The organism is Pseudomonas sp. CBS (assembly GCF_024734645.1).
Taxonomy (GTDB): domain Bacteria; phylum Pseudomonadota; class Gammaproteobacteria; order Pseudomonadales; family Pseudomonadaceae; genus Aquipseudomonas.
Genome location: NZ_CP102929.1, coordinates 5,590,263 through 5,610,754 on the forward strand (window position 1 = coordinate 5,590,263; position 20,492 = coordinate 5,610,754).

Genomic DNA, 20,492 nt, shown 5'->3' on the forward strand with positions numbered 1-20,492 from the left:
AGACTTCCCGGCCCTGCTAGACGAACCCCATCATGCGCGTTGCTGACTTTACTTTTGAGCTCCCTGATTCGCTGATCGCTCGCCACCCTTTGGCCGAGCGTCGCGCCAGTCGACTGCTGACCCTGGACGGGGTCAGCGGTGCCCTCGCACACCGTCAATTCACTGATTTGCTTGAGCATTTACGCCCGGGCGACTTGATGGTTTTCAACAATACCCGGGTGATTCCGGCACGGCTGTTTGGCCAGAAAGCGTCCGGCGGCAAGCTGGAAATTCTGGTGGAGCGGGTGCTGGACAGCCATCGCGTGCTGGCCCATGTGCGCTCCAGCAAGTCGCCGAAACCGGGTTCGAAGATCCTTATCGATGGCGGTGGCGAAGCAGAAATGCTGGCCCGTCACGATGCGTTGTTCGAGCTGGGGTTTGCTGAGGAAGTGTTGCCGCTGCTCGAGCGTGTCGGCCACATGCCGCTGCCTCCTTATATAGACCGCCCCGACGAAGACTCGGACCGCGAGCGTTATCAGACGGTGTACTCCCAGCGCCTGGGTGCCGTGGCTGCACCGACGGCGGGGCTGCATTTCGACCAGCCGCTGCTGGATGCGATCGCCGCTAAAGGCGTTGAAACGGCCTATGTGACCCTGCACGTGGGGGCCGGCACGTTTCAGCCGGTGCGTGTGGATAACATCGAAGACCACCATATGCACAGCGAGTGGCTGGAAGTCAGCCAGGAAGTCGTGGATGCGGTTGACGCGTGCAAGGCGCGCGGCGGGCGTGTGGTGGCGGTCGGTACCACCAGCGTGCGGTCGCTGGAGAGTGCGGCGCGCGATGGCGTGCTCAAACCGTTCAGTGGCGACACCGATATCTTTATCTACCCGGGCCGGCCGTTTCATGTGGTCGATGCCCTGGTGACCAATTTCCATTTGCCGGAATCCACGCTGTTGATGCTGGTGTCGGCATTTGCCGGTTATCCCGAAACCATGGCCGCTTATCAAGCCGCCATCGATAACGGATACCGTTTTTTCAGCTACGGTGATGCGATGTTTATCACCCGTAATCCGGCGCCGCGCGGCCCAGAGGAACAATCATGAGTCGTATGTCGTTTGAATTGCTGGCCACGGATGGTAAAGCTCGCCGCGGCCGTTTGACTTTCCCTCGCGGTACCGTCGAGACCCCGGCCTTTATGCCGGTCGGTACCTACGGCACGGTAAAGGGCATGCTGCCGCGTGACATCGTCGCCACCGGCGCCGAGATCATCCTCGGCAACACCTTCCACTTGTGGCTGCGCCCGGGCACCGAGGTGATCAAGAAGCATGGTGACCTGCATGACTTCATGAAGTGGCAAGGCCCGATCCTCACTGACTCGGGTGGCTTCCAGGTGTTCAGCCTGGGCGCGATGCGCAAGATCAAGGAGGAGGGCGTGACCTTCGCCTCCCCGGTGGACGGCGCCAAAGTGTTCATGGGTCCGGAAGAGTCGATGCAGGTCCAGCGAGACCTGGGCTCCGACATCGTGATGATTTTCGACGAGTGCACGCCGTACCCGGCCGATGAAGACGTCGCACGGATCTCCATGGAGCTGTCGCTGCGTTGGGCCCAGCGCTCGAAAAATGCCCATGGCGATAACACCGCTGCACTGTTCGGTATCGTGCAGGGCGGTATGCATGAAAGCTTGCGCAAGCGCTCGCTGGAAGGCCTGGACAAGATCGGTTTCGACGGCCTGGCCATCGGCGGTCTGTCGGTGGGCGAGCCCAAGCACGAGATGATCAAGGTGCTGGACTACCTGCCTGGCCTGATGCCGGCTGACAAACCTCGTTACCTTATGGGCGTTGGCAAACCAGAAGATCTCGTAGAGGGTGTGCGCCGCGGTGTGGACATGTTCGATTGCGTGATGCCAACCCGTAATGCCCGCAATGGGCATCTGTTCATCGATACAGGCGTGCTGAAGATCCGTAACGCGTTCCATCGCCATGATGAATCGCCGCTGGATCCTACCTGTGACTGCTACACCTGCCAGAACTTCTCGCGCGCTTATCTGCACCATCTGGACAAGTGTGGGGAAATGCTGGGTAGCATGTTGAATACCATCCACAATTTGCGTCACTACCAAGTCCTGATGGCTGGTTTGCGCGAGGCTATTCAACAGGGTACATTGGCCGCCTTCGTCGATGCCTTCTATGCCAAGCGCGGGCTGCCTGTGCCGCCCTTGGACTGAGTTTTCCGACCCTAAGATTCACTATTTGCAACTGGAGTGCTAAATGAGCTTTTTTATCTCTAATGCCATGGCTGATGCCGCTGCACCGGCCGCTGCCGGTCCTATGGGCGGTGGTTTTGAGTGGATTTTCCTGGTCGGCTTCCTGGTCATCTTCTACCTGATGATCTGGCGTCCACAGGCCAAGCGCGCCAAAGAGCAGAAGAACCTGCTGGGCAGCTTGCAGAAAGGCGACGAAGTCGTGACCACTGGCGGCATCGCCGGCAAGATCACTAAAGTGTCCGACGCTTTCGTGGTTCTGGAAGTCTCCGACACCGTAGAAATGAAGTTCCAGAAGGGCGCCATCGCCGCCACGCTGCCAAAAGGCACGCTCAAAGCGATCTAAGTAACAACCTTTACCAATCGACGGGGCGCGCAAGGCGCCCCGCGTTATAAGCGGGCGGCGTGATGCTGAACAAATACCCTCTGTGGAAATACGTACTGATCCTGGCGGTGCTGGCGATCGGTTTTATTTATTCCGCTCCCAATCTCTATCCTGATGACCCGGCGATCCAGATCACGGGTGCCAGCACTGCGTTGCAGGTCAATCAGGCTGATCTGGACCGCACGAGCAAAGCGCTCACCGACGCGGGCATCCAGGTTAAAGCGGCAACCTTGGCAGCTGACGGCAAGGGCGGTTTGTTGCGCCTGACCAAGCAAGAAGACCAATTGCCGGCCAAAGACGTTGTGCGCAAGATCATGGGTGATGACTACGTCGTCGCACTGAACCTGGCACAGACCACGCCAAAATGGCTGCGCGCGATTGGCGCACACCCGATGAAGCTGGGTCTGGACTTGTCCGGTGGTGTGCACTTCCTGCTGGAAGTGGACATGGACAAGGCCCTCGACGCTCGCCTGAAAGTCTACGAAGGCGATGTGAAGAGCCTGCTGCGTAAAGAGCGCCTGCGTTATCGCAGCCTGCCGCAGCTCAACGGCGCCATCCAGCTGGGCTTTGCTGACGAAGCAACCCGCGAACAGGCCCGTGCACTGATCCGCAAGAACTTCAACGATTTCGACATTGTTCCGGCCGACCTCAATGGTCAGGCGGTACTGCGTCTGGCGATGACCCCGGCCAAGCTGGCGGAAATCCGTGAATACTCCATCAAGCAGAACTTGACCACGGTACGTAACCGCGTCAACGAGCTGGGTGTGGCCGAGCCGATTGTTCAGCGCCAGGGTGCCAACCGCATCGTGGTTGAGCTGCCGGGCGTGCAGGACACTGCTGAAGCCAAGCGTATCCTGGGCAAGACAGCCAACCTGGAGTTCCGCCTGGCGGCTGAGCCGGGTGCTACCCGCGCTACTGCCGAGGAATTCGAATTCCGTGAAGGCAATCGTCCACCTGCACTGATCGAGCGTGGCTTGATCATCACCGGTGACCAGGTTACCGACGCCAAGGCCGGTTTCGGCGAACACGGTACGCCTGAAGTGAACATCCGTCTGGATGGCCACGGTGGCGAACTGATGAGCCGCGCAACCCGCAGCAACGTCGGTCGCAGCATGGCGGTAATCTTCATCGAGCAGCGTCCTGTCACCACCTACACCAAGCAAGTGGTCGACGGCGTCGAGAAAGACGTACCGGTACAAACCTTTAAAGAAGAGAAGAAGATCATCAGCCTGGCGACCATCCAGTCGCCGCTGGGTGCTCAATTCCGCATCACTGGCCTGAACGGCCAGGGTGAGTCGTCCGAACTGGCGCTGCTGCTGCGTGCCGGTGGCCTGGCGGCTCCGATGTACTTCGCTGAAGAACGTACCATCGGCCCGAGCCTGGGTGCTGACAACATCACCAAGGGTATCGACGCTGCACTGTGGGGCATGCTGTTCGTGTCCCTGTTCATCATCGCCATCTACCGCTTCTTCGGCATCATCGCTACCGTCGCACTGGCGGGCAACATGGTGATGCTGCTGGCCCTGATGTCGCTGCTGGGTGCAACGCTGACCCTGCCAGGTATCGCCGGTATCGTACTCACCATGGGTATGGCGGTAGATGCCAACGTACTGATCTTCTCGCGGATTCGTGAAGAGATTGCTGCGGGCATGACCGTACAGCGGGCAATCAACGAAGGCTTCGGCCGGGCATTTACTGCAATTCTCGACTCCAACCTGACCACTCTGTTGGTCGGCGGGATTCTCTTTGCCATGGGCACCGGCCCGGTCAAAGGTTTTGCGGTGACCATGTCCCTCGGTATCTTTACCTCGATGTTCACGGCCATCATGGTGACCCGCGCAATGGTCAACCTGATCTTTGGCGGACGTGACTTCAAGAAGTTGTGGATTTAAGGGGCTGCCATGTTACGTACAATCAACTTCATGGGCGTTCGCAACGTTGCGTTCGGCTTCACCATGCTCCTTACCGTTCTGGCGTTGTTCAGCTGGTTCCATAAGGGCCTGAACTACGGTCTGGACTTCACCGGCGGTACGCTCATCGAGCTGACCTACGAGAAGCCGGCCGACGTTAGCCTGGTGCGCAACGAGCTGGTCAAGGCCGGCTATCACGAAGCTATCGTGCAGAGCTTTGGTGCAACCACTGACCTGCTGGTGCGTATGCCGGGCGAAGACCCGCAACTGGGTCACCAGGTCGCCGAGGCCTTGCAGAAGGTCGGTGGCGATAACCCGGCCTCGGTCAAGCGCGTCGAGTTCGTAGGCCCGCAAGTGGGTGAAGAGCTGCGCGACCAGGGCGGCCTCGGCATGCTGATGGCGCTGGTCGGCATCATGATCTACCTGGCTTTCCGCTTTCAGTGGAAGTTCGGTGTCGGCGCCATTGTGTCGCTGATCCACGACGTGATCGTGACCGTGGGCATCCTGGCCTACTTCCAGATCACCTTCGACCTGACGGTATTGGCGGCGGTGCTGGCGATCATTGGTTACTCCCTCAACGACACCATCGTGGTATTCGACCGGGTCCGTGAGAACTTCCGGGTACTGCGCAAGGCGACGTTGATCGAGAACATCAACATCTCCACCACTCAGACCCTGCTGCGCACCATGGCAACCTCGATCTCCACCTTGCTGGCAATTGCCGCACTGATGGTGTTCGGTGGTGACAACCTGTGGGGCTTCTCGCTGTCGCTGTTCATCGGCGTACTGGCGGGTACCTACTCGTCGATCTACATCGCCAACGTGGTACTGATCTGGCTGAACCTCAACAGCGAAGACCTGATCCCTCCTGCCAGCACTGGCAAGGAGGTCGACGACCGCCCTTGATGGATGGTTGTTGATCTGCTGTTACAAATAAGGCGCGAGTATTGAACTCGCGCCTTTTTTTTTGCTCCAAGGCTGGGTATAGCGCGGATCGTTCGGTCCGTTTGTGATGGTCAGGAGGTTCACGTGAACAAGTCGTTACTGGTTGGTGCGGTATTGGGTGCTGTCGGTGTGACTGCCGGGGGTGCTGTTGCCACCTACAGCCTGGTAAAAAGCGGCCCTGAGTATGCGCAAGTGCTGGCGGTGCAGCCGGTGAAAACCCAGATTAAAACCCCGCGTGAAGTCTGCAAGGACGTTGCCGTAACCCGGCAGAAGCCTGTGCAGGATCAGCATCAGATCGTCGGTACGGTGGTCGGTGCGTTGGCGGGCGGCCTGTTGGGTAATCAGGTCGGCGGCGGTAATGGCAAGAAGCTGGCCACGGTGGCCGGTGCGGTCGGTGGCGGTTATGCCGGTAACAAGGTTCAGGAAGGCATGCAGAACCGCGATACCTACACCACGACGCAAACCCGTTGTAACACCGTTAACGACATCAGCGACAAGGTTGTCGGGTACGACGTGCGTTACACTCTGGACGGCAAGGAAGGCTCCGTGCGCATGGATCGTGATCCAGGCAATCAGATCCCGGTCGACAAGGAAGGGCGCCTGGTTATCGGTCAGAACCAGCCGCAGCAGTAATTTCAGATATAAAAAAAGCACCCCGAGGGGTGCTTTTTTGTGCTCGCTCGCTTAGCGCTTCAGCGAGGCCGGCAGGTGCGGCTGGATCGCCGTCAGTACTGCCTTGAAGCATTTGGTGTTGCCGGCAACGACGTGACCCTTCTCAAGGAAGTCGTGACCGCCGGTGAAGTCGCTCACCAGGCCGCCCGCTTCTTGAATCAGCAGAGCACCTGCAGCCATGTCCCACTCGGACAGGCCCGACTCCCAGAACGCGTCAAAACGACCGGCAGCGACATAAGCCAGGTCCAGGCTGGCTGCACCGGCGCGACGGATGCCGGCGGTCTGGCCAACCAGGGCGCGGAACATGCCCAGGTAGTTTTCCAGGTTGTCCATCTGGTCATCGCGGAACGGGAAGCCGGTACCCAGCAGGGCGCCGTCCAGGCTGGTGCGACCGCTGACACGCAGGCGACGACCGTTCAGTTGGGCGCCACGGCCACGGCTGGCGGTGAATTCTTCCTGGCGAACCGGGTCCAGAACAACAGCGTGCTCCAGGCGGCCGCGGTATTTGCAGGCGATGCTCACGGCAAAGTGCGGGATGCCGCGCAGGAAGTTGGTGGTGCCATCCAGTGGGTCGATGATCCACAGGTAGTCTTCGCCTTCGCCGCTACCTTTATGCAAACCGGTTTCTTCACCGAGGATGCCGTGGGTAGGGTAGGCCTTGCGCAGCGCGTCGATGATTTTCTGCTCGGCGGCGCGATCCACCTCGGATACGTAATCCTTGGCGTCTTTTTCGTCGACCTTGATGGTATCCAGGCGCTCGATGGAGCGGAAGATCAATTCACTGGCGCTGCGGGCGGCGCGCAGCGCGATATTCAGCATGGGCTGCATGGATGTGTCACCTAAGGTTGTTAAAGAAAGCCGAGCATTCTAGCAGAAACTTTCTTCAGGTGAAGGACGACGTTACCTTTCATGGCATAACCTTAGGCTGTTCTGTAAGATTTGCTCCCCTTTCCCGTGACCGAGAGCGCCTCCCTTGCTGCAAAACATCCGTGTCGTCCTCGTCAATACCAGTCATCCCGGCAATATCGGCGGCGTGGCGCGCGCCATGAAGAACATGGGGCTGACGCGCCTGGTGCTGGTGGAGCCGCGTGTGTTCCCGCACCACGAGGCCGATGCTCGCGCGTCCGGCGCCAATGACATCCTCGAAAAAGCCCAGGTCGTCGCCACACTGGAAGACGCCCTGGTCGGCTGCAACCTGGTGCTTGGCACCAGCGCTCGCGACCGTCGCATCCCCTGGCCGCTGCTGGATCCTCGCGAATGCGGGACCAAAGTCGTGGAAGAGGCCGCCGGCGGCGCTGAAATCGCCTTGGTCTTTGGCCGTGAAGACTCCGGCCTGACCAATGAAGAGCTGCAGCGATGTCATTATCACGTGCACATCCCATCAGACCCTGAGTTCAGTTCGCTGAACCTCGGGGCAGCGGTGCAGGTGTTGAGTTATGAAGTGCGCATGGCCTGGCTGGCCGCTGAAGGCCAGCCAAGCAAGGTAGAGAAGGACGAGGTTGCATCGACCAAGAGTGGCGAGTTGGCCACCATGGACGAGCTGGAGCGGTTCTATGAGCACCTGGAGCAAACCCTGGTGGCCATCGAATTCCTCGATCCGGAAAAGCCACGGCACTTGATGGCGCGCCTGCGTCGGTTGTACGGACGCAGCTCGGTCAGCCGAGCGGAAATGAATATATTGCGTGGCATCCTCACGGAAACCCAGAAAGCGGCCCGTGGCGAGCTTCTTAAGCGGAAGGATTAAAAATGTTCGAGCGTTTGCGAGAAGATATCCAGAGTGTTTTCCACCGTGACCCGGCGGCGCGCAACGCCTTTGAAGTGCTGACCTGCTACCCGGGCATGCACGCGATCTGGATCCACCGCCTGTCCGGCGCCTTGTGGCATATGGGTTGGAAGTGGCTGGCACGGCTGGTCTCCAACTTTGGTCGCTGGTTGACCGGGATCGAGATTCATCCGGGCGCCAAAGTCGGTCGTCGTTTCTTTATCGACCACGGCATGGGTATCGTCATTGGCGAGACCGCCGAGATTGGTGATGACGTAACCCTGTATCAGGGCGTGACCCTGGGCGGTACCACCTGGAACAAAGGCAAGCGCCACCCGACGCTGGAAGATGGCGTTGTAGTGGGGGCGGGTGCCAAAGTGCTCGGCCCGTTTACCGTGGGTGCGGGCGCCAAGGTCGGCTCCAACGCCGTGGTGACCAAGGCCGTACCGCCTGGTGCAACGGTTGTCGGCATTCCGGGGCGGATCATCGTCAAGCCGGAAGTCGGTGATGAACAGGAAGCCAAGCGCAAGGCCATGGCCGAGAAAATCGGTTTCGATGCCTATGGCGTCAGCGAAGACATGCCCGACCCGGTGGCACGCGCCATTGGCCAATTGCTTGATCACCTGCAAGCGGTGGATGGCAAGCTGGACGGCATGTGTGGCGCCTTGAAAGACCTCGGCAGCAACTACTGCGCGAAGGACTTGCCTGAGCTGCGCACCGAAGACTTTGCCGAGATCAAGGACGAAGGTGCTGCCACCAAGGCGGGCTGAAGTCTCGCAATCACTGCAAAACTCATGTGGGAGCGGGCTTGCTCGCGAAAGCTGCGTGTCAGTCGCCGAATATATTGACTGATCCACCGCGTTCGCGAGCAAGCCCGCTCCCATGTTTTGACCTCCATTGGTCCCGCATTCCCGGCTTGGCCCTGTTCCCGCTGGTCCATCCCGTCCCGCCCTGCTATGATTCGCGCGCCCTTTTTACGGGTAATCCTGACTAAAGTACTAGGTCTTATAGTTGACTTAAATACTCGGGAATCGCATACTTGCTCCCATTCTGAAACACCTTGGTACTTGTCCATGAGACTGACTACAAAAGGCCGATACGCGGTGACCGCCATGCTTGACCTGGCCTTGCACGCGCAAAATGGGCCGGTGTCCCTGGCCGATATCTCCGAGCGCCAAGGCATTTCCCTGTCTTACCTCGAGCAGTTGTTCGCCAAGTTGCGCCGCAGCAATCTGGTTTCCAGCGTTCGTGGTCCAGGCGGCGGCTATCAACTGTCCCGCGACATGCAGGGCATCCAGGTAGCCCAGGTGATCGACGCGGTGAACGAATCCGTCGATGCCACCAAATGCCAGGGGCTGGGTGATTGCCACGCAGGCGACACCTGCCTTACGCACCACTTGTGGTGTGACCTGAGCCTGCAGATCCATGAGTTTTTGAGTGGTATCAGCTTGGCTGATCTTGTGACTCGCCGTGAGGTGCAAGAAGTAGCCCAGCGTCAGGACCAGCGCCGTTGCAACACCAAGGCGCCGCGTCTGGACAAGATTGAAGCGTCCGCCGTCGAGTGACAGCCGAAGAGCTAACGGCACGCCAGCCAGCCTGATTTAGGAGAAAGTCCATGAAATTGCCGATTTACCTTGATTACTCAGCGACCACCCCGGTTGATCCGCGTGTCGCGCAAAAGATGAGCGAATGCCTGCTGGTTGACGGAAACTTCGGTAACCCGGCATCCCGTTCCCACGTTTTCGGCTGGAAAGCCGAAGAAGCAGTGGAAAACGCTCGTCGCCAGGTCGCTGACCTGGTGAATGCCGACCCGCGTGAGATCGTCTGGACCTCCGGTGCCACCGAGTCCGATAACCTGGCAATCAAGGGTGCGGCGCATTTCTACGCGACCAAAGGCAAACACCTGATCACCACCAAGATTGAGCACAAGGCTGTCCTCGACACCATGCGCCAACTGGAGCGTGAAGGTTTCGAGATCACTTACCTCGAGCCAACTACCGACGGTATCGTGACCCCTGCGATGATCGAAGCGGCGATGCGTGAAGACACCATCCTGGTTTCCGTGATCCACGTGAACAACGAAATCGGCACCATCAACGACATCGCCGCCATCGGCGAGCTGACCCGCTCCAAGGGCGTGTTGCTGCACGTCGACGCAGCTCAGTCCACCGGCAAGGTCGATATCGACCTGTCGAAACTGAAAGTCGACCTGATGTCGTTCTCTGCCCACAAGACCTACGGCCCTAAAGGCATTGGCGCGCTGTACGTAAGCCGCAAGCCTCGCGTGCGTATCGAAGCCACCATGCACGGCGGCGGTCACGAGCGCGGCATGCGTTCCGGCACCCTGGCGACCCACCAGATCGTCGGCATCGGCGAAGCGTTCCGTGTGGCCAAGGAAGACATGGCTGCTGAAAACGTGCGCATCAAGGCCCTGAGCGATCGCTTCTACAAGCAGGTCGAGCACCTTGAAGAGCTGTACATCAACGGCAGCATGACCGCCCGTGTACCGCACAACCTGAATTTGAGCTTCAACTACGTCGAAGGCGAGTCGCTGATCATGGCGCTCAAGGACCTGGCGGTTTCGTCCGGTTCGGCCTGCACCTCGGCTTCCCTTGAGCCGTCCTACGTCCTGCGCGCCCTGGGCCGCAACGACGAACTGGCTCACAGCTCGATCCGCTTTACGTTCGGCCGTTTCACCACCGAAGAAGAAGTCGACTACGCCGCGCAGAAAGTCTGCGAGGCCGTCACCAAGCTGCGTACCTTGTCGCCTCTGTGGGACATGTACAAAGACGGTGTCGATATTTCCAAGATCGAGTGGGCGGCACACTAACTATAGAAGCCGCCACCCAAAAGGCTCTGTAAAGACGTGGCGGAAAACGCAGGCGTGTTTACAGGGTTCCAGAGCGGCCCTGATGAGTGAGGATTCAGTACCATGGCTTACAGCGAAAAGGTCATCGACCACTACGAAAACCCGCGCAACGTCGGCAAGATGAACGCGGAAGACCCTGATGTCGGCACCGGCATGGTCGGCGCTCCGGCGTGCGGCGACGTTATGCGCCTGCAGATCAAGGTCAACGAAGCTGGCGTTATCGAAGACGCCAAGTTCAAGACTTACGGTTGCGGTTCGGCCATCGCCTCCAGCTCCCTGGCGACCGAATGGATGAAAGGCAAGACGCTGGATGAGGCTGTGACTATCAGCAACACCCAACTGGCCGAAGAACTGGCCCTGCCGCCAGTGAAAATCCACTGCTCGGTACTCGCAGAAGACGCCATCAAGGCGGCTGTTCGCGACTACAAGCAGAAGAAAGGCTTGATCTAAGCAATTTGGCGACGAGTAAGGAGTCACGATGGCTATCAGCATGACAGAAGCGGCTGCGCAGCACATTCGCCGCTCCCTGAATGGGCGCGGTAAAGGTGAGGGGATTCGTCTGGGTGTTCGCACCACGGGCTGTTCCGGCCTTGCCTACGTGCTGGAGTTTGTCGACGAGGTGGTCGAGGAAGATCAGGTGTTCGAGAGTCACGGTGAAAAAGTGATTATCGACCCGAAAAGCCTGACTTACCTGGACGGCACCGAACTCGATTTCGTCAAGGAAGGGTTGAACGAAGGCTTCAAGTTCAACAACCCCAACGTACGCGGTGAATGTGGCTGCGGCGAAAGCTTCAACATCTGAGGCTGATCGTGGGTACTCCTTGTCATTTCGCTTTGTTCGAGTTGCAGCCGAGTTTTCGACTGGACCTTGAACAGCTTGCCACGCGCTACCGTGAACTGGCGCGTGGGGTGCATCCGGACCGTTTTGCTGACGCTTCCGAGCGTGAGCAACGCTTGGCGCTGGAGCAATCAGCCAGCCTCAACGAGGCCTATCAGACGCTCAAGAACCCTCCCAAACGCGCGCGCTACCTGCTCGCCATGGGCGGTCGCGAGCTGCCGCTTGAAGTCACGGTCCAGGACCCTGATTTCCTGATGCAGCAGATGCAATGGCGCGAGGAGCTTGAAGAACTGCAGGACGAGGCTGATCTGGCCGGAGTCGCAGTGTTCAAGCGCCGTCTGAAAGTGGCCCAGGATGAACTCAACGAAAGCTTCGCAGCCTGTTGGGATGATGCAGCGCAACGTGAGCAGGCCGAACGCCTGATGCGGCGCATGCAGTTCCTCGACAAGCTCACCTACGAAGTGCGCCAGTTAGAAGAGCGCCTCGACGATTAACCCAGTGCCGCCCAGGTTGCACGCCTGATATACAGATAAGTCCTGATTACCATGGCCCTACTGCAGATCGCCGAACCCGGTCAAAGTCCTCAACCGCACCAGCGTCGTCTGGCGGTCGGGATTGACTTGGGCACTACCAATTCGCTGGTCGCTGCATTGCGCAGCGGTCTTTCCGAGCCGCTGCCTGACGCGGATGGCCAGCTCATCCTGCCGTCTGCCGTGCGCTATCACGCTGACCGCACTGAAGTGGGCGAGTCGGCCAAGCTGGCGGCGTCTACCGATCCCTTGAACACCGTGCTGTCGGTCAAGCGCTTGATGGGTCGTGGTCTGTCCGACGTCAAGCAACTGGGCGACCAGCTGCCGTACCGCTTTGTCGGTGGCGAATCCCATATGCCGTTCATCGACACCATCCAGGGCCCGAAAAGCCCGGTGGAAGTGTCGGCCGATATCCTCAAGGTGCTACGCCAGCGTGCGGAAACTACCTTGGGCGGCGAACTGGTAGGTGCGGTGATTACTGTTCCTGCATATTTCGATGACGCTCAGCGCCAAGCCACCAAGGATGCGGCGAAACTTGCCGGCCTGAACGTGCTGCGCCTGCTCAACGAGCCGACCGCGGCGGCCGTGGCTTATGGCCTGGACCAGCACGCCGAAGGCCTGGTGGCTATTTACGACCTGGGCGGCGGCACCTTTGATATTTCGATTCTGCGCCTGACCGGCGGTGTCTTCGAAGTGCTGGCTACCGGTGGCGATACGGCCCTGGGCGGCGATGACTTCGACCACGCCATTGCTGGCTGGATCATCACCAGTGCAGGCTTGTCTGCTGACCTGGATCCGGGCGCGCAACGTAACCTGCTGCAAACCGCCTGTGCTGCCAAAGAAGCACTGACTGACGCTGCGTCGGTTGAAGTTTCCTACGGTAGCTGGTCGGCTCAACTGACCCGCGAAGCCTTCGATTCGCTGATCGAACCGATGGTCGCCCGCAGCTTGAAGGCCTGCCGTCGCGCGGTGCGCGACTCCGGTATCGAGCTGGAAGACGTCGCCGCGGTGGTGATGGTGGGTGGTTCGACCCGCGTACCACGTGTCCGCGAAGCCGTTGCCGAAGCCTTTGGCCGCCAGCCGCTGACTGAAATCGACCCGGATCAAGTGGTGGCCATTGGTGCCGCGATCCAGGCCGACACCCTTGCCGGTAACAAGCGTGATGGTGGCGAACTGCTTCTGCTCGACGTTATTCCGTTGTCCCTGGGGCTGGAAACCATGGGCGGCCTGATGGAGAAGGTGATTCCACGCAACACCACCATCCCCGTTGCCCGCGCCCAGGACTTCACCACGTACAAAGATGGCCAGACGGCCATGATGATTCATGTGCTTCAAGGCGAGCGTGAGCTGATCAGCGACTGCCGTTCCCTGGCGCGCTTTGAATTGCGCGGCATTCCGGCGATGGTGGCCGGTGCGGCGAAGATTCGCGTGACCTTCCAGGTCGACGCCGACGGCTTGCTGAGTGTTGCCGCTCGCGAACTGGCCTCCGGCGTTGAAGCCAGCATCCAGGTCAAGCCGTCCTACGGCCTGACCGACGGCGAAATCGCCAAGATGCTTAAGGATTCGTTCCAGTACGCCGGTGACGACAAGGTCGCCCGCGTGCTGCGTGAGCAGCAAGTCGACGCCCAGCGCCTGCTCGAAGCGGTGCAGGGCGCCCTTGAAGCTGACGGCGAGCGTCTGCTGGATGCCGAAGAGCGCATGGTTATCGACCTGCAAATGCAGGAACTGGCTGAATTGATGAAAGGCACCGATGGTTACGCCATCGAGCAACAGACCAAGCGCCTGTCGCAAGTGACCGATGCCTTTGCCGCCCGTCGCATGGACCAGACGGTGAAAGCCGCCCTGGCGGGCCGCAACTTGAATGAACTTGAGGATTAACTGATGCCGCAGATCATTTTTCTGCCACACGCCGAGCATTGCCCGGACGGTATGGTTGTGGAGGCTGAGACCGGCAAGTCCATTCTCGAAGTCGCTCACGATAACCACATCGAGATCGAAAGCGCCTGCGGCGGCGTTAACGCCTGTACCACTTGCCATTGCATCATTCGCGAAGGTTTCAATAGCCTCGAAGAGGCTGATGAGCTGGAAGAGGACTATCTTGATAGGGCGTGGGGTCTGGAGCCGGCATCACGCTTGAGCTGCCAGGCAAAAGTGGGAACAGAAGACCTCACTGTTGAAATTCCGAAATATTCGCTTAACCATGCCGCCGAAGCGCCGCACTGACTGGTAGAACTGTCATGAGTTACGGTTGGAATGATGTACAACGCATTGCTGAAGAACTGGCTGAATCCAAGCCCGATGTGAGCCCGCTCACTGTCAACTTCGTCGACCTGCAGCGATGGATCATGGAGCTTCCGGATTTCGACAATACCTCTGGCCGCTGCGGCGAGAAGGTATTGGAAGCGGTCCAGGCCCTCTGGATCGAAGAAATAGACTGATCATTCCCGCAGGTTAGGCAATACCCAAGAACCCGCGTATAATTCGCGGGTTTAATTTTTCGCAAATTACCGTTTCTGGAGTTACACCATGGCTGTTCAACGTACTTTCTCCATCATCAAGCCTGACGCTGTTGCAAAAAACGTCATCGGCGAGATCACCACTCGTTTCGAAAAAGCCGGCCTGAAGGTTGTAGCTTCGAAACTCAAGCAACTGTCCAAAGCTGAAGCTGAAGGCTTCTACGCTGAGCACAGCGCTCGTGGTTTCTTCGGCGACCTGGTTGCCTTCATGATCTCCGGCCCTGTTGTTGTTCAGGTTCTGGAAGGCGAAAACGCTATCGCTCTGAACCGTGAGCTGATGGGCGCTACCAACCCTAAAGAAGCTGCTGCCGGCACCATCCGTGCTGACTTCGCTGAATCGATCGACGCCAACGCCGTTCACGGTTCGGACTCCGAAGCCGCTGCTGCCCGCGAAATCTCGTACTTTTTCGCTGCTACTGAAGTAACCGCTCGCTAAGCATTGGCTTAAAAGAGCGAAGGTGAATCCATGACTACATTGACTGCAAAAACCAACCTGCTGGGTCTGACTCAACAGGAAATGGAAAAATTCTTCGACTCAATCGGGGAGAAGCGTTTTCGTGCCGCTCAGGTAATGAAGTGGATTCACCATCTTGGCGTCGATGATTTCGACGCCATGACGAACGTCAGCAAGGCCCTGCGCGACAAGCTCAAGGCCATTGCCGAAGTTCGTGGCCCCGAAGTGGTCAGCGAGGACATTTCCACCGACGGCACCCGTAAGTGGGTGGTGCGCGTGGCGTCCGGCAGCTGCGTCGAGACCGTGTACATTCCCCAGGGCAAGCGCGGCACTCTGTGCGTTTCGTCCCAGGCAGGCTGTGCCCTGGACTGCAGTTTCTGCTCCACCGGCAAGCAAGGTTTCAACAGCAACCTCACCGCCGCCGAAGTCATCGGCCAGGTGTGGATTGCCAATAAATCGTTCGGCAGCATCCCGGCGACCGCCGACCGTGCCATCACCAACGTGGTGATGATGGGCATGGGCGAGCCGCTGCTGAACTTCGACAACGTTGTTGCGGCCATGCATTTGATGATGGACGACCTGGGCTACGGCATTTCCAAGCGCCGTGTGACCCTGTCGACCTCCGGCGTGGTACCGATGATCGATGAGCTGGCCAAGCACATCGACGTCTCCCTGGCGTTGTCGCTGCACGCACCGAATGACGCATTGCGTAACCAATTGGTGCCGATCAACAAGAAGTATCCGCTTAAGATGCTGCTCGAATCTTGCCAGCGTTATATGGCGACCTTGGGTGAGAAACGTGTGTTGACCATTGAGTACACCATGCTCAAGGACATCAACGACAAGGTCGAGCACGCGGTCGAGATGATCGAGTTGCTCAAGCATGTACCGTGCAAGATCAACCTGATTCCGTTTAACCCGTTTCCCCATTCTGGCTACGAGCGGCCGAGCAACAACGCCATCCGCCGTTTCCAGGATCAACTGCACCATGCAGGCTTCAATGTCACCGTACGCACTACTCGCGGCGAAGACATCGATGCGGCATGTGGCCAATTGGTAGGACAGGTGCTGGATCGCACCCGTCGCAGCGAACGTTATATCGCCGTGCGTGAACTGAGTGCCGCCGACGATATGCCGCAAAGCGCCGCGACTCGAACCTGAGAGAGGATCTCTATGCCCTTGCGCCTTGCGCTGCTTTTGCTTGTTGCCAGCCTCGCGGCTGGCTGTGTTTCATCGGGCCATGACAGCCCGTTGCAAACCGGCAAGGGCCGTGACGAGGCGCGTGCTGCCTATGTGCAGTTGGGCTTGGGTTACTTGCAGCAAGGAATGGCCGAGCGGGCCAAGGTGCCGCTGAAGAAGGCCCTCGAGCTGAATGGCAGCGACGCCGACGCCAATGCTGCGTTGGCCTTGGTGTTCCAGGCCCAGGCCGAGCCTGAACTGGCCGATCAATATTTCCACAAGGCCCTGGCCTCACGTCCTGGCGACCCAAGACTGCTGAATAATTACGGCAGTTTTTTGTTTGCGCAGAAACGTTACGACCAGGCGTCCGAATATTTCCAGCAGGCTGCGGCCGATACCCTTTATCCTGAGCGCTCGCGGGTTTTCGAGAACCTTGGGGTGACCTCAATGCTTCTCGGCCAGCGCGACACCGCCCGCCAGCAACTGGAAAAAGCCCTGCACCTGAACCAGCGCCAGCCACGAGCCTTGCTCGAAATGGCTGAGTTGTCCTTCGAAGACAGGCATTATGTGCCGGCACGTGACTATTACGAGCGTTTTAGCCTGCTGAGCGGGCAAAATGCACGTAGTCTATTGCTCGGTGTGCGCCTGGCGACGGTTCATGAAGAACGCGACAAGGCCGCACGTTTTGGCCAGCAACTCGAACGACTCTATCCCGGTACGCCGGAATATCAGCAATACCTGTCGGAGCAATGATGAAAGCGGCGCACCCGGAAGTTGTAGCAGCTAATCGTGGAAACCCAGGCGAGACCTTGCGTCAGGCCCGCGAAAGCAATGGTTGGTCGCTGGCAGAAGTGGCCCTCAAGCTCAATTTGACCACGACTTCATTGGGCAACCTTGAAGCTGGCGCGTTCGACAAGCTGCCAGGGCATACCTTTGCCCGCGGCTATATCCGCGCCTACGCCAAGTTGCTCGGTATCGACCAGGCCGCATTGGTCCAGCAATTCGACCAGATCACCGGTACCGATTCCCAGGGCAGTAATGTTCATGGTCTGGGCCGCATTGAAGAACCTGTGCGTGTTTCCCACACGATTTTGCGAATTGTCAGTCTGTTGCTGCTGATCGCCGTGATCGGCGGTGGTTTTGTATGGTGGCAGGACCAGACCTCCCAGCGCGGCAAGGACCTGTCCAGCAACGCCATGGAGCACGTCGAAGTCGAAAGCGCCGACGGCACCACTCAGATTCATCCATTGGACGAGCCGGAAGACCAGGCCGTGGCCCAGGGCCAGGCGGCGCCTGAGGCAGAGCCAAGCGCCGAGCAGCCTGCTCCGGAAGCGGGTACTGCACCTGCCACGACGCCTGTCGCTCCCGCTCCAGTGGTCGCCGCAACGCCGGTTGCGCCGGCTCATACGCCAGCCGCCCCGGCGCAGGCGCAGGCTCCAGCCGCTCCGGCCGCCCCGGCGATTTCCGCGCCAACCACCCCAGCGCTTATCGCCGGTGATGGCCGAGTACAAATTACCTACGTCGCTGACTGCTGGACGCAAGTCTCCGATGGCAACGGCAAAGTGCTGTTCAGTGGTCTGAAGCGTAAGGGAGATACACTTGACCAGGGCGGCAAGCCTCCTTTGACGCTGCGTCTGGGCTTTGCCCGTGGCGCGCAAGTGGCCTACAACGGCCAGCCTGTGGACGTGGCGCCGTTCACCAGTGGCGAGACTGCTCGCCTGAAGTTGGGACAATAAAGTCATGCACGGCGAATCTCCAATCAAACGTCGCGTATCGCGCAAGATCTGGGTCGGCTCGGTGCCGGTGGGCGGCGATGCCCCCATCGCGGTACAAAGCATGACCAACAGCGACACCAATGATGTGGCGGCCACCGTCGCCCAGATCAACCGCCTGGAAGCGGCGGGCGTCGACATCGTGCGGGTTTCCGTACCGGACATGGACGCTGCCGAAGCCTTTGGCCGCATCAAGCAACTGGTCAAGGTTCCACTGGTCGCCGATATTCACTTCGACTATAAGATCGCGTTGCGCGTGGCCGAGCTGGGCGTCGATTGTCTGCGGATCAACCCGGGCAACATCGGTCGTGAAGACCGGGTTCGCGCCGTGGTGGATGCCGCCCGTGATCGCGGGATTCCAATCCGCATCGGCGTCAACGCCGGTTCCCTGGAAAAAGACCTGCAAAAGAAATACGGCGAACCGACTCCGGCTGCCCTGGTGGAGTCCGCGTTGCGCCACGTTGAACACCTTGAGCGCCTGAATTTCCAGGACTTCAAGGTCAGCGTAAAGGCTTCCGATGTGTTCATGGCGGTAGAAGCGTACCGCCTGCTGGCCAAGGAAATCGTCCAGCCATTGCACCTGGGTATCACCGAAGCCGGTGGTTTACGCTCAGGCACAGTGAAATCTGCGGTGGGTCTCGGTATGCTGCTGGCCGACGGGATTGGCGATACTATTCGCATCTCCCTCGCGGCAGACCCTGTAGAGGAAGTGAAAGTCGGTTACGACATTCTCAAATCCCTGCATTTGCGTTCCCGTGGCATCAACTTCATTGCCTGCCCGAGCTGCTCGCGGCAGAATTTCGACGTGGTGAAAACCATGAACGAACTGGAAGTACGCCTCGAAGACCTGCTGGTGCCGCTGGATGTTGCGGTGATTGGTTGTGTGGTCAACGGGCCGGGTGAGGCCAAAGAAGCCCATGTGGGCCTGACCGGCGGTACGCCAAACCTGATTTACATCGACGGCAAGCCGTCGCAGAAACTGACGAATGACAATCTGGTGGATGAGCTGGAACGGCTGATCCGCCAGAAAGCGGCCGAAAAGGTTGCGGCTGACGCAGCGCTGATCGCGCGCGGCTAAGAACGAATTTAAGGATTAGATGTGAGCAAGTCTCTGCAAGCCATTCGTGGCATGAACGACATCCTGCCTGAGCAGACGCCCCTGTGGCGCTACTTCGAGGGCACTGTCGCGCGCCTGCTGGATAACTACGGTTACAAGCAGATCCGCATGCCGATCGTCGAGTTCACCGAGCTGTTCAAGCGCTCCATCGGTGAAGTGACCGACATCGTCGAAAAAGAGATGTATACCTTCGAAGACCGCAACGGCGACTCCCTGACCCTGCGTCCGGAAGGCACTGCCGCGTGCGTGCGTGCGGTGCTCGAGCATGGCCTCACCGGCGGCGGTCAGCCGCAGAAGCTCTGGTACATCGGTCCGATGTTCCGCCACGAGCGTCCGCAGAAAGGCCGTTACCGCCAGTTCCACCAGATCGGCCTGGAGGTGTTCAACCTCGACGGTCCGGACATCGACGCCGAGCTGATCGTGCTGACCTGGCGTCTGTGGGGCATGTTGGGCATCCGCGATGCGGTCAAGCTTGAACTCAACAGCCTGGGCACCAGCGAATCCCGGGGGCGCTACCGCGAAGCCCTGGTGGAATTCCTGTCGGGCCACCTGGACAAGCTGGACGAAGACAGCCAGCGCCGCCTGAAAACCAACCCGCTGCGGGTACTGGACACCAAGAACGCCGAGACCCAGGCCGTACTCGTGGACGCGCCGAAAATGGCCGACTACCTGGACGACGAGTCCCGCATCCACTTCGAGGGCCTCAAGGCTCGTCTGGATGCAGCCGGTATTCCATACGTCATCAACCCGAAACTGGTGCGTGGCCTCGATTACTACAGCAAGACCGTGTTCGAGTGGGTGACTGACAAGCTCGGCGCCCAGGGCACCGTGTGTGCCGGTGGCCGTTACGACGGCCTGGTCGAGCAGATGGGCGGCAAGCCGACCACCGGTGTTGGCTTCGCCATGGGCATCGAGCGACTGATCCTGCTGCTGGAAACCCTGGAGCAGGTCCCCGAAGAAATTTCCCGTCAGGTGGACGTGTACTTCTGTGCCTTCGGCGAGGCAGCCGAACTGGCTGCCCTGGCCCTGAGCGAGAAGCTGCGCGATCAACTGCCGAACCTGCGCCTGCAAGTCAATGCCGGTGCCGGCAGCTTCAAAAGCCAGTTCAAGAAAGCCGACAAGAGCGGTGCGTTGTATGCGCTGATCCTGGGTGATGATGAATTGGCCCAGCAAGTGGTAAGTTTCAAACCCCTGCGTGGTCAGGGTGAACAACAAAGCATTGCCTTTGATGCGCTTGCAGCGCACCTGGCCACCTGCATCGTGCAGGGTTGAAGCTGTCAAACAGCCGATTTAGCGATTAAGGA

23 protein-coding genes are annotated in these 20,492 nt (G+C 59.2%); 22 read left to right on the forward strand and 1 reads right to left on the reverse strand.

Annotation, left to right across the window (positions count from 1 at the left end; genetic code table 11):
• Nucleotides 1–32 precede the first annotated feature (32 nt).
• The 6 genes from queA (at nucleotide 33) to NVB75_RS25515 (ending at nucleotide 6,112) form a co-directional block, all read left to right on the forward strand.
• Nucleotides 33–1,082, forward strand: coding sequence for a tRNA preQ1(34) S-adenosylmethionine ribosyltransferase-isomerase QueA (gene queA, locus NVB75_RS25490; protein WP_093201386.1), 1,050 nt, complete (start codon nucleotides 33–35; stop codon nucleotides 1,080–1,082).
• 5 nt (nucleotides 1,083–1,087) lie between these two features.
• Complete coding sequence (gene tgt / locus NVB75_RS25495; RefSeq protein WP_003210314.1) at nucleotides 1,088–2,203, forward strand: tRNA guanosine(34) transglycosylase Tgt; 1,116 nt, start codon at nucleotides 1,088–1,090, stop codon at nucleotides 2,201–2,203.
• A 43-nt stretch (nucleotides 2,204–2,246) separates the two neighbouring features.
• Nucleotides 2,247–2,585, forward strand: coding sequence for a preprotein translocase subunit YajC (gene yajC, locus NVB75_RS25500; RefSeq protein WP_003175975.1), 339 nt, complete (start codon nucleotides 2,247–2,249; stop codon nucleotides 2,583–2,585).
• Between the two features lie 62 nt (nucleotides 2,586–2,647).
• Complete coding sequence (secD, locus tag NVB75_RS25505; RefSeq protein WP_258343878.1) at nucleotides 2,648–4,516, forward strand: protein translocase subunit SecD; 1,869 nt, start codon at nucleotides 2,648–2,650, stop codon at nucleotides 4,514–4,516.
• A gap of 9 nt (nucleotides 4,517–4,525) precedes the next feature.
• The gene (gene secF, locus NVB75_RS25510; RefSeq protein ID WP_003210311.1) at nucleotides 4,526–5,440 is read left to right on the forward strand and encodes a protein translocase subunit SecF; all 915 of its coding nucleotides are present in this window, start codon (nucleotides 4,526–4,528) and stop codon (nucleotides 5,438–5,440) included.
• A gap of 123 nt (nucleotides 5,441–5,563) precedes the next feature.
• Nucleotides 5,564–6,112 (forward strand): glycine zipper 2TM domain-containing protein, encoded by a 549-nt coding sequence (locus tag NVB75_RS25515; RefSeq protein ID WP_003210309.1) that lies wholly within the window; start codon nucleotides 5,564–5,566, stop codon nucleotides 6,110–6,112.
• A gap of 51 nt (nucleotides 6,113–6,163) precedes the next feature.
• On the opposite strand, the gene suhB is transcribed toward NVB75_RS25515, so the two are convergent.
• A complete protein-coding gene (gene suhB / locus NVB75_RS25520; RefSeq protein WP_003175971.1) occupies nucleotides 6,164–6,979 on the reverse strand; it encodes an inositol-phosphate phosphatase in 816 nt (271 codons plus the stop codon).
• Nucleotides 6,980–7,124: 145 nt separating this feature from the next.
• Here suhB and trmJ point away from each other — a divergent pair, with 145 nt between their 5' ends.
• The 16 genes from trmJ (at nucleotide 7,125) to hisS (ending at nucleotide 20,460) form a co-directional block, all read left to right on the forward strand.
• Entirely contained in the window at nucleotides 7,125–7,895 is a 771-nt protein-coding gene (gene trmJ, locus NVB75_RS25525; protein WP_003210307.1) for a tRNA (cytosine(32)/uridine(32)-2'-O)-methyltransferase TrmJ, read from the forward strand.
• A gap of 2 nt (nucleotides 7,896–7,897) precedes the next feature.
• Nucleotides 7,898–8,683 (forward strand): serine O-acetyltransferase, encoded by a 786-nt coding sequence (gene cysE / locus NVB75_RS25530; RefSeq protein WP_258343881.1) that lies wholly within the window; start codon nucleotides 7,898–7,900, stop codon nucleotides 8,681–8,683.
• 303 nt (nucleotides 8,684–8,986) lie between these two features.
• A complete protein-coding gene (iscR, locus tag NVB75_RS25535; protein ID WP_003210305.1) occupies nucleotides 8,987–9,478 on the forward strand; it encodes a Fe-S cluster assembly transcriptional regulator IscR in 492 nt (163 codons plus the stop codon).
• A gap of 50 nt (nucleotides 9,479–9,528) precedes the next feature.
• Nucleotides 9,529–10,743 carry an IscS subfamily cysteine desulfurase gene (locus NVB75_RS25540; protein ID WP_088423701.1) on the forward strand — a complete coding sequence of 405 codons (1,215 nt, stop codon included), beginning with the start codon at nucleotides 9,529–9,531 and terminating at the stop codon, nucleotides 10,741–10,743.
• Between the two features lie 102 nt (nucleotides 10,744–10,845).
• The gene (gene iscU / locus NVB75_RS25545; RefSeq protein ID WP_003209682.1) at nucleotides 10,846–11,232 is read left to right on the forward strand and encodes a Fe-S cluster assembly scaffold IscU; all 387 of its coding nucleotides are present in this window, start codon (nucleotides 10,846–10,848) and stop codon (nucleotides 11,230–11,232) included.
• Nucleotides 11,233–11,260: 28 nt separating this feature from the next.
• Complete coding sequence (gene iscA, locus NVB75_RS25550) at nucleotides 11,261–11,584, forward strand: iron-sulfur cluster assembly protein IscA (RefSeq protein ID WP_003209680.1); 324 nt, start codon at nucleotides 11,261–11,263, stop codon at nucleotides 11,582–11,584.
• Nucleotides 11,585–11,592: 8 nt separating this feature from the next.
• Nucleotides 11,593–12,114 carry a co-chaperone HscB gene (hscB, locus tag NVB75_RS25555; RefSeq protein ID WP_008438289.1) on the forward strand — a complete coding sequence of 174 codons (522 nt, stop codon included), beginning with the start codon at nucleotides 11,593–11,595 and terminating at the stop codon, nucleotides 12,112–12,114.
• Between the two features lie 51 nt (nucleotides 12,115–12,165).
• On the forward strand, nucleotides 12,166–14,028 hold the full coding sequence (gene hscA / locus NVB75_RS25560; RefSeq protein ID WP_258343883.1) for a Fe-S protein assembly chaperone HscA: 1,863 nt from the start codon (nucleotides 12,166–12,168) through the stop codon (nucleotides 14,026–14,028).
• Between the two features lie 3 nt (nucleotides 14,029–14,031).
• Nucleotides 14,032–14,373 (forward strand): ISC system 2Fe-2S type ferredoxin, encoded by a 342-nt coding sequence (gene fdx / locus NVB75_RS25565; RefSeq protein ID WP_258343884.1) that lies wholly within the window; start codon nucleotides 14,032–14,034, stop codon nucleotides 14,371–14,373.
• Nucleotides 14,374–14,387: 14 nt separating this feature from the next.
• Entirely contained in the window at nucleotides 14,388–14,588 is a 201-nt protein-coding gene (gene iscX, locus NVB75_RS25570) for a Fe-S cluster assembly protein IscX (protein ID WP_017478661.1), read from the forward strand.
• Nucleotides 14,589–14,676: 88 nt separating this feature from the next.
• Entirely contained in the window at nucleotides 14,677–15,102 is a 426-nt protein-coding gene (gene ndk / locus NVB75_RS25575) for a nucleoside-diphosphate kinase (protein ID WP_003175956.1), read from the forward strand.
• 30 nt (nucleotides 15,103–15,132) lie between these two features.
• Nucleotides 15,133–16,281 (forward strand): 23S rRNA (adenine(2503)-C(2))-methyltransferase RlmN, encoded by a 1,149-nt coding sequence (gene rlmN / locus NVB75_RS25580; RefSeq protein ID WP_258343885.1) that lies wholly within the window; start codon nucleotides 15,133–15,135, stop codon nucleotides 16,279–16,281.
• A 12-nt stretch (nucleotides 16,282–16,293) separates the two neighbouring features.
• Entirely contained in the window at nucleotides 16,294–17,052 is a 759-nt protein-coding gene (pilW, locus tag NVB75_RS25585) for a type IV pilus biogenesis/stability protein PilW (RefSeq protein WP_258343886.1), read from the forward strand.
• On the forward strand, nucleotides 17,052–18,035 hold the full coding sequence (locus NVB75_RS25590) for a RodZ family helix-turn-helix domain-containing protein (protein ID WP_258343887.1): 984 nt from the start codon (nucleotides 17,052–17,054) through the stop codon (nucleotides 18,033–18,035). The genes pilW and NVB75_RS25590 overlap by 1 nt, the downstream gene beginning before the upstream one ends.
• Nucleotides 18,036–18,039: 4 nt before the next feature.
• Complete coding sequence (gene ispG / locus NVB75_RS25595) at nucleotides 18,040–19,149, forward strand: flavodoxin-dependent (E)-4-hydroxy-3-methylbut-2-enyl-diphosphate synthase (RefSeq protein WP_017478664.1); 1,110 nt, start codon at nucleotides 18,040–18,042, stop codon at nucleotides 19,147–19,149.
• A 21-nt stretch (nucleotides 19,150–19,170) separates the two neighbouring features.
• On the forward strand, nucleotides 19,171–20,460 hold the full coding sequence (gene hisS, locus NVB75_RS25600) for a histidine--tRNA ligase (protein WP_076017543.1): 1,290 nt from the start codon (nucleotides 19,171–19,173) through the stop codon (nucleotides 20,458–20,460).
• Nucleotides 20,461–20,492 lie beyond the last annotated feature (32 nt).

Excerpts from the sequence above, each read along its gene's own strand:
- ndk (WP_003175956.1), top strand. The coding sequence starts at position 14,677 with ATGGCTGTTCAACGTACTTTCTCCATCATCAAGCCTGACGCTGTTGCA.
- ispG (WP_017478664.1), top strand. The coding sequence starts at position 18,040 with ATGCACGGCGAATCTCCAATCAAACGTCGCGTATCGCGCAAGATCTGG.
- queA (WP_093201386.1), top strand. The coding sequence starts at position 33 with ATGCGCGTTGCTGACTTTACTTTTGAGCTCCCTGATTCGCTGATCGCT.
- fdx (WP_258343884.1), top strand. The coding sequence starts at position 14,032 with ATGCCGCAGATCATTTTTCTGCCACACGCCGAGCATTGCCCGGACGGT.
- hscA (WP_258343883.1), top strand. The coding sequence starts at position 12,166 with ATGGCCCTACTGCAGATCGCCGAACCCGGTCAAAGTCCTCAACCGCAC.
- iscX (WP_017478661.1), top strand. The coding sequence starts at position 14,388 with ATGAGTTACGGTTGGAATGATGTACAACGCATTGCTGAAGAACTGGCT.
- iscR (WP_003210305.1), top strand. The coding sequence starts at position 8,987 with ATGAGACTGACTACAAAAGGCCGATACGCGGTGACCGCCATGCTTGAC.
- NVB75_RS25540 (WP_088423701.1), top strand. The coding sequence starts at position 9,529 with ATGAAATTGCCGATTTACCTTGATTACTCAGCGACCACCCCGGTTGAT.
- iscA (WP_003209680.1), top strand. The coding sequence starts at position 11,261 with ATGGCTATCAGCATGACAGAAGCGGCTGCGCAGCACATTCGCCGCTCC.
- yajC (WP_003175975.1), top strand. The coding sequence starts at position 2,247 with ATGAGCTTTTTTATCTCTAATGCCATGGCTGATGCCGCTGCACCGGCC.
- cysE (WP_258343881.1), top strand. The coding sequence starts at position 7,898 with ATGTTCGAGCGTTTGCGAGAAGATATCCAGAGTGTTTTCCACCGTGAC.
- secD (WP_258343878.1), top strand. The coding sequence starts at position 2,648 with ATGCTGAACAAATACCCTCTGTGGAAATACGTACTGATCCTGGCGGTG.
- iscU (WP_003209682.1), top strand. The coding sequence starts at position 10,846 with ATGGCTTACAGCGAAAAGGTCATCGACCACTACGAAAACCCGCGCAAC.
- pilW (WP_258343886.1), top strand. The coding sequence starts at position 16,294 with ATGCCCTTGCGCCTTGCGCTGCTTTTGCTTGTTGCCAGCCTCGCGGCT.
- secF (WP_003210311.1), top strand. The coding sequence starts at position 4,526 with ATGTTACGTACAATCAACTTCATGGGCGTTCGCAACGTTGCGTTCGGC.
- rlmN (WP_258343885.1), top strand. The coding sequence starts at position 15,133 with ATGACTACATTGACTGCAAAAACCAACCTGCTGGGTCTGACTCAACAG.
- tgt (WP_003210314.1), top strand. The coding sequence starts at position 1,088 with ATGTCGTTTGAATTGCTGGCCACGGATGGTAAAGCTCGCCGCGGCCGT.
- suhB (WP_003175971.1), bottom strand. The coding sequence starts at position 6,979 with ATGCAGCCCATGCTGAATATCGCGCTGCGCGCCGCCCGCAGCGCCAGT.
- NVB75_RS25590 (WP_258343887.1), top strand. The coding sequence starts at position 17,052 with ATGAAAGCGGCGCACCCGGAAGTTGTAGCAGCTAATCGTGGAAACCCA.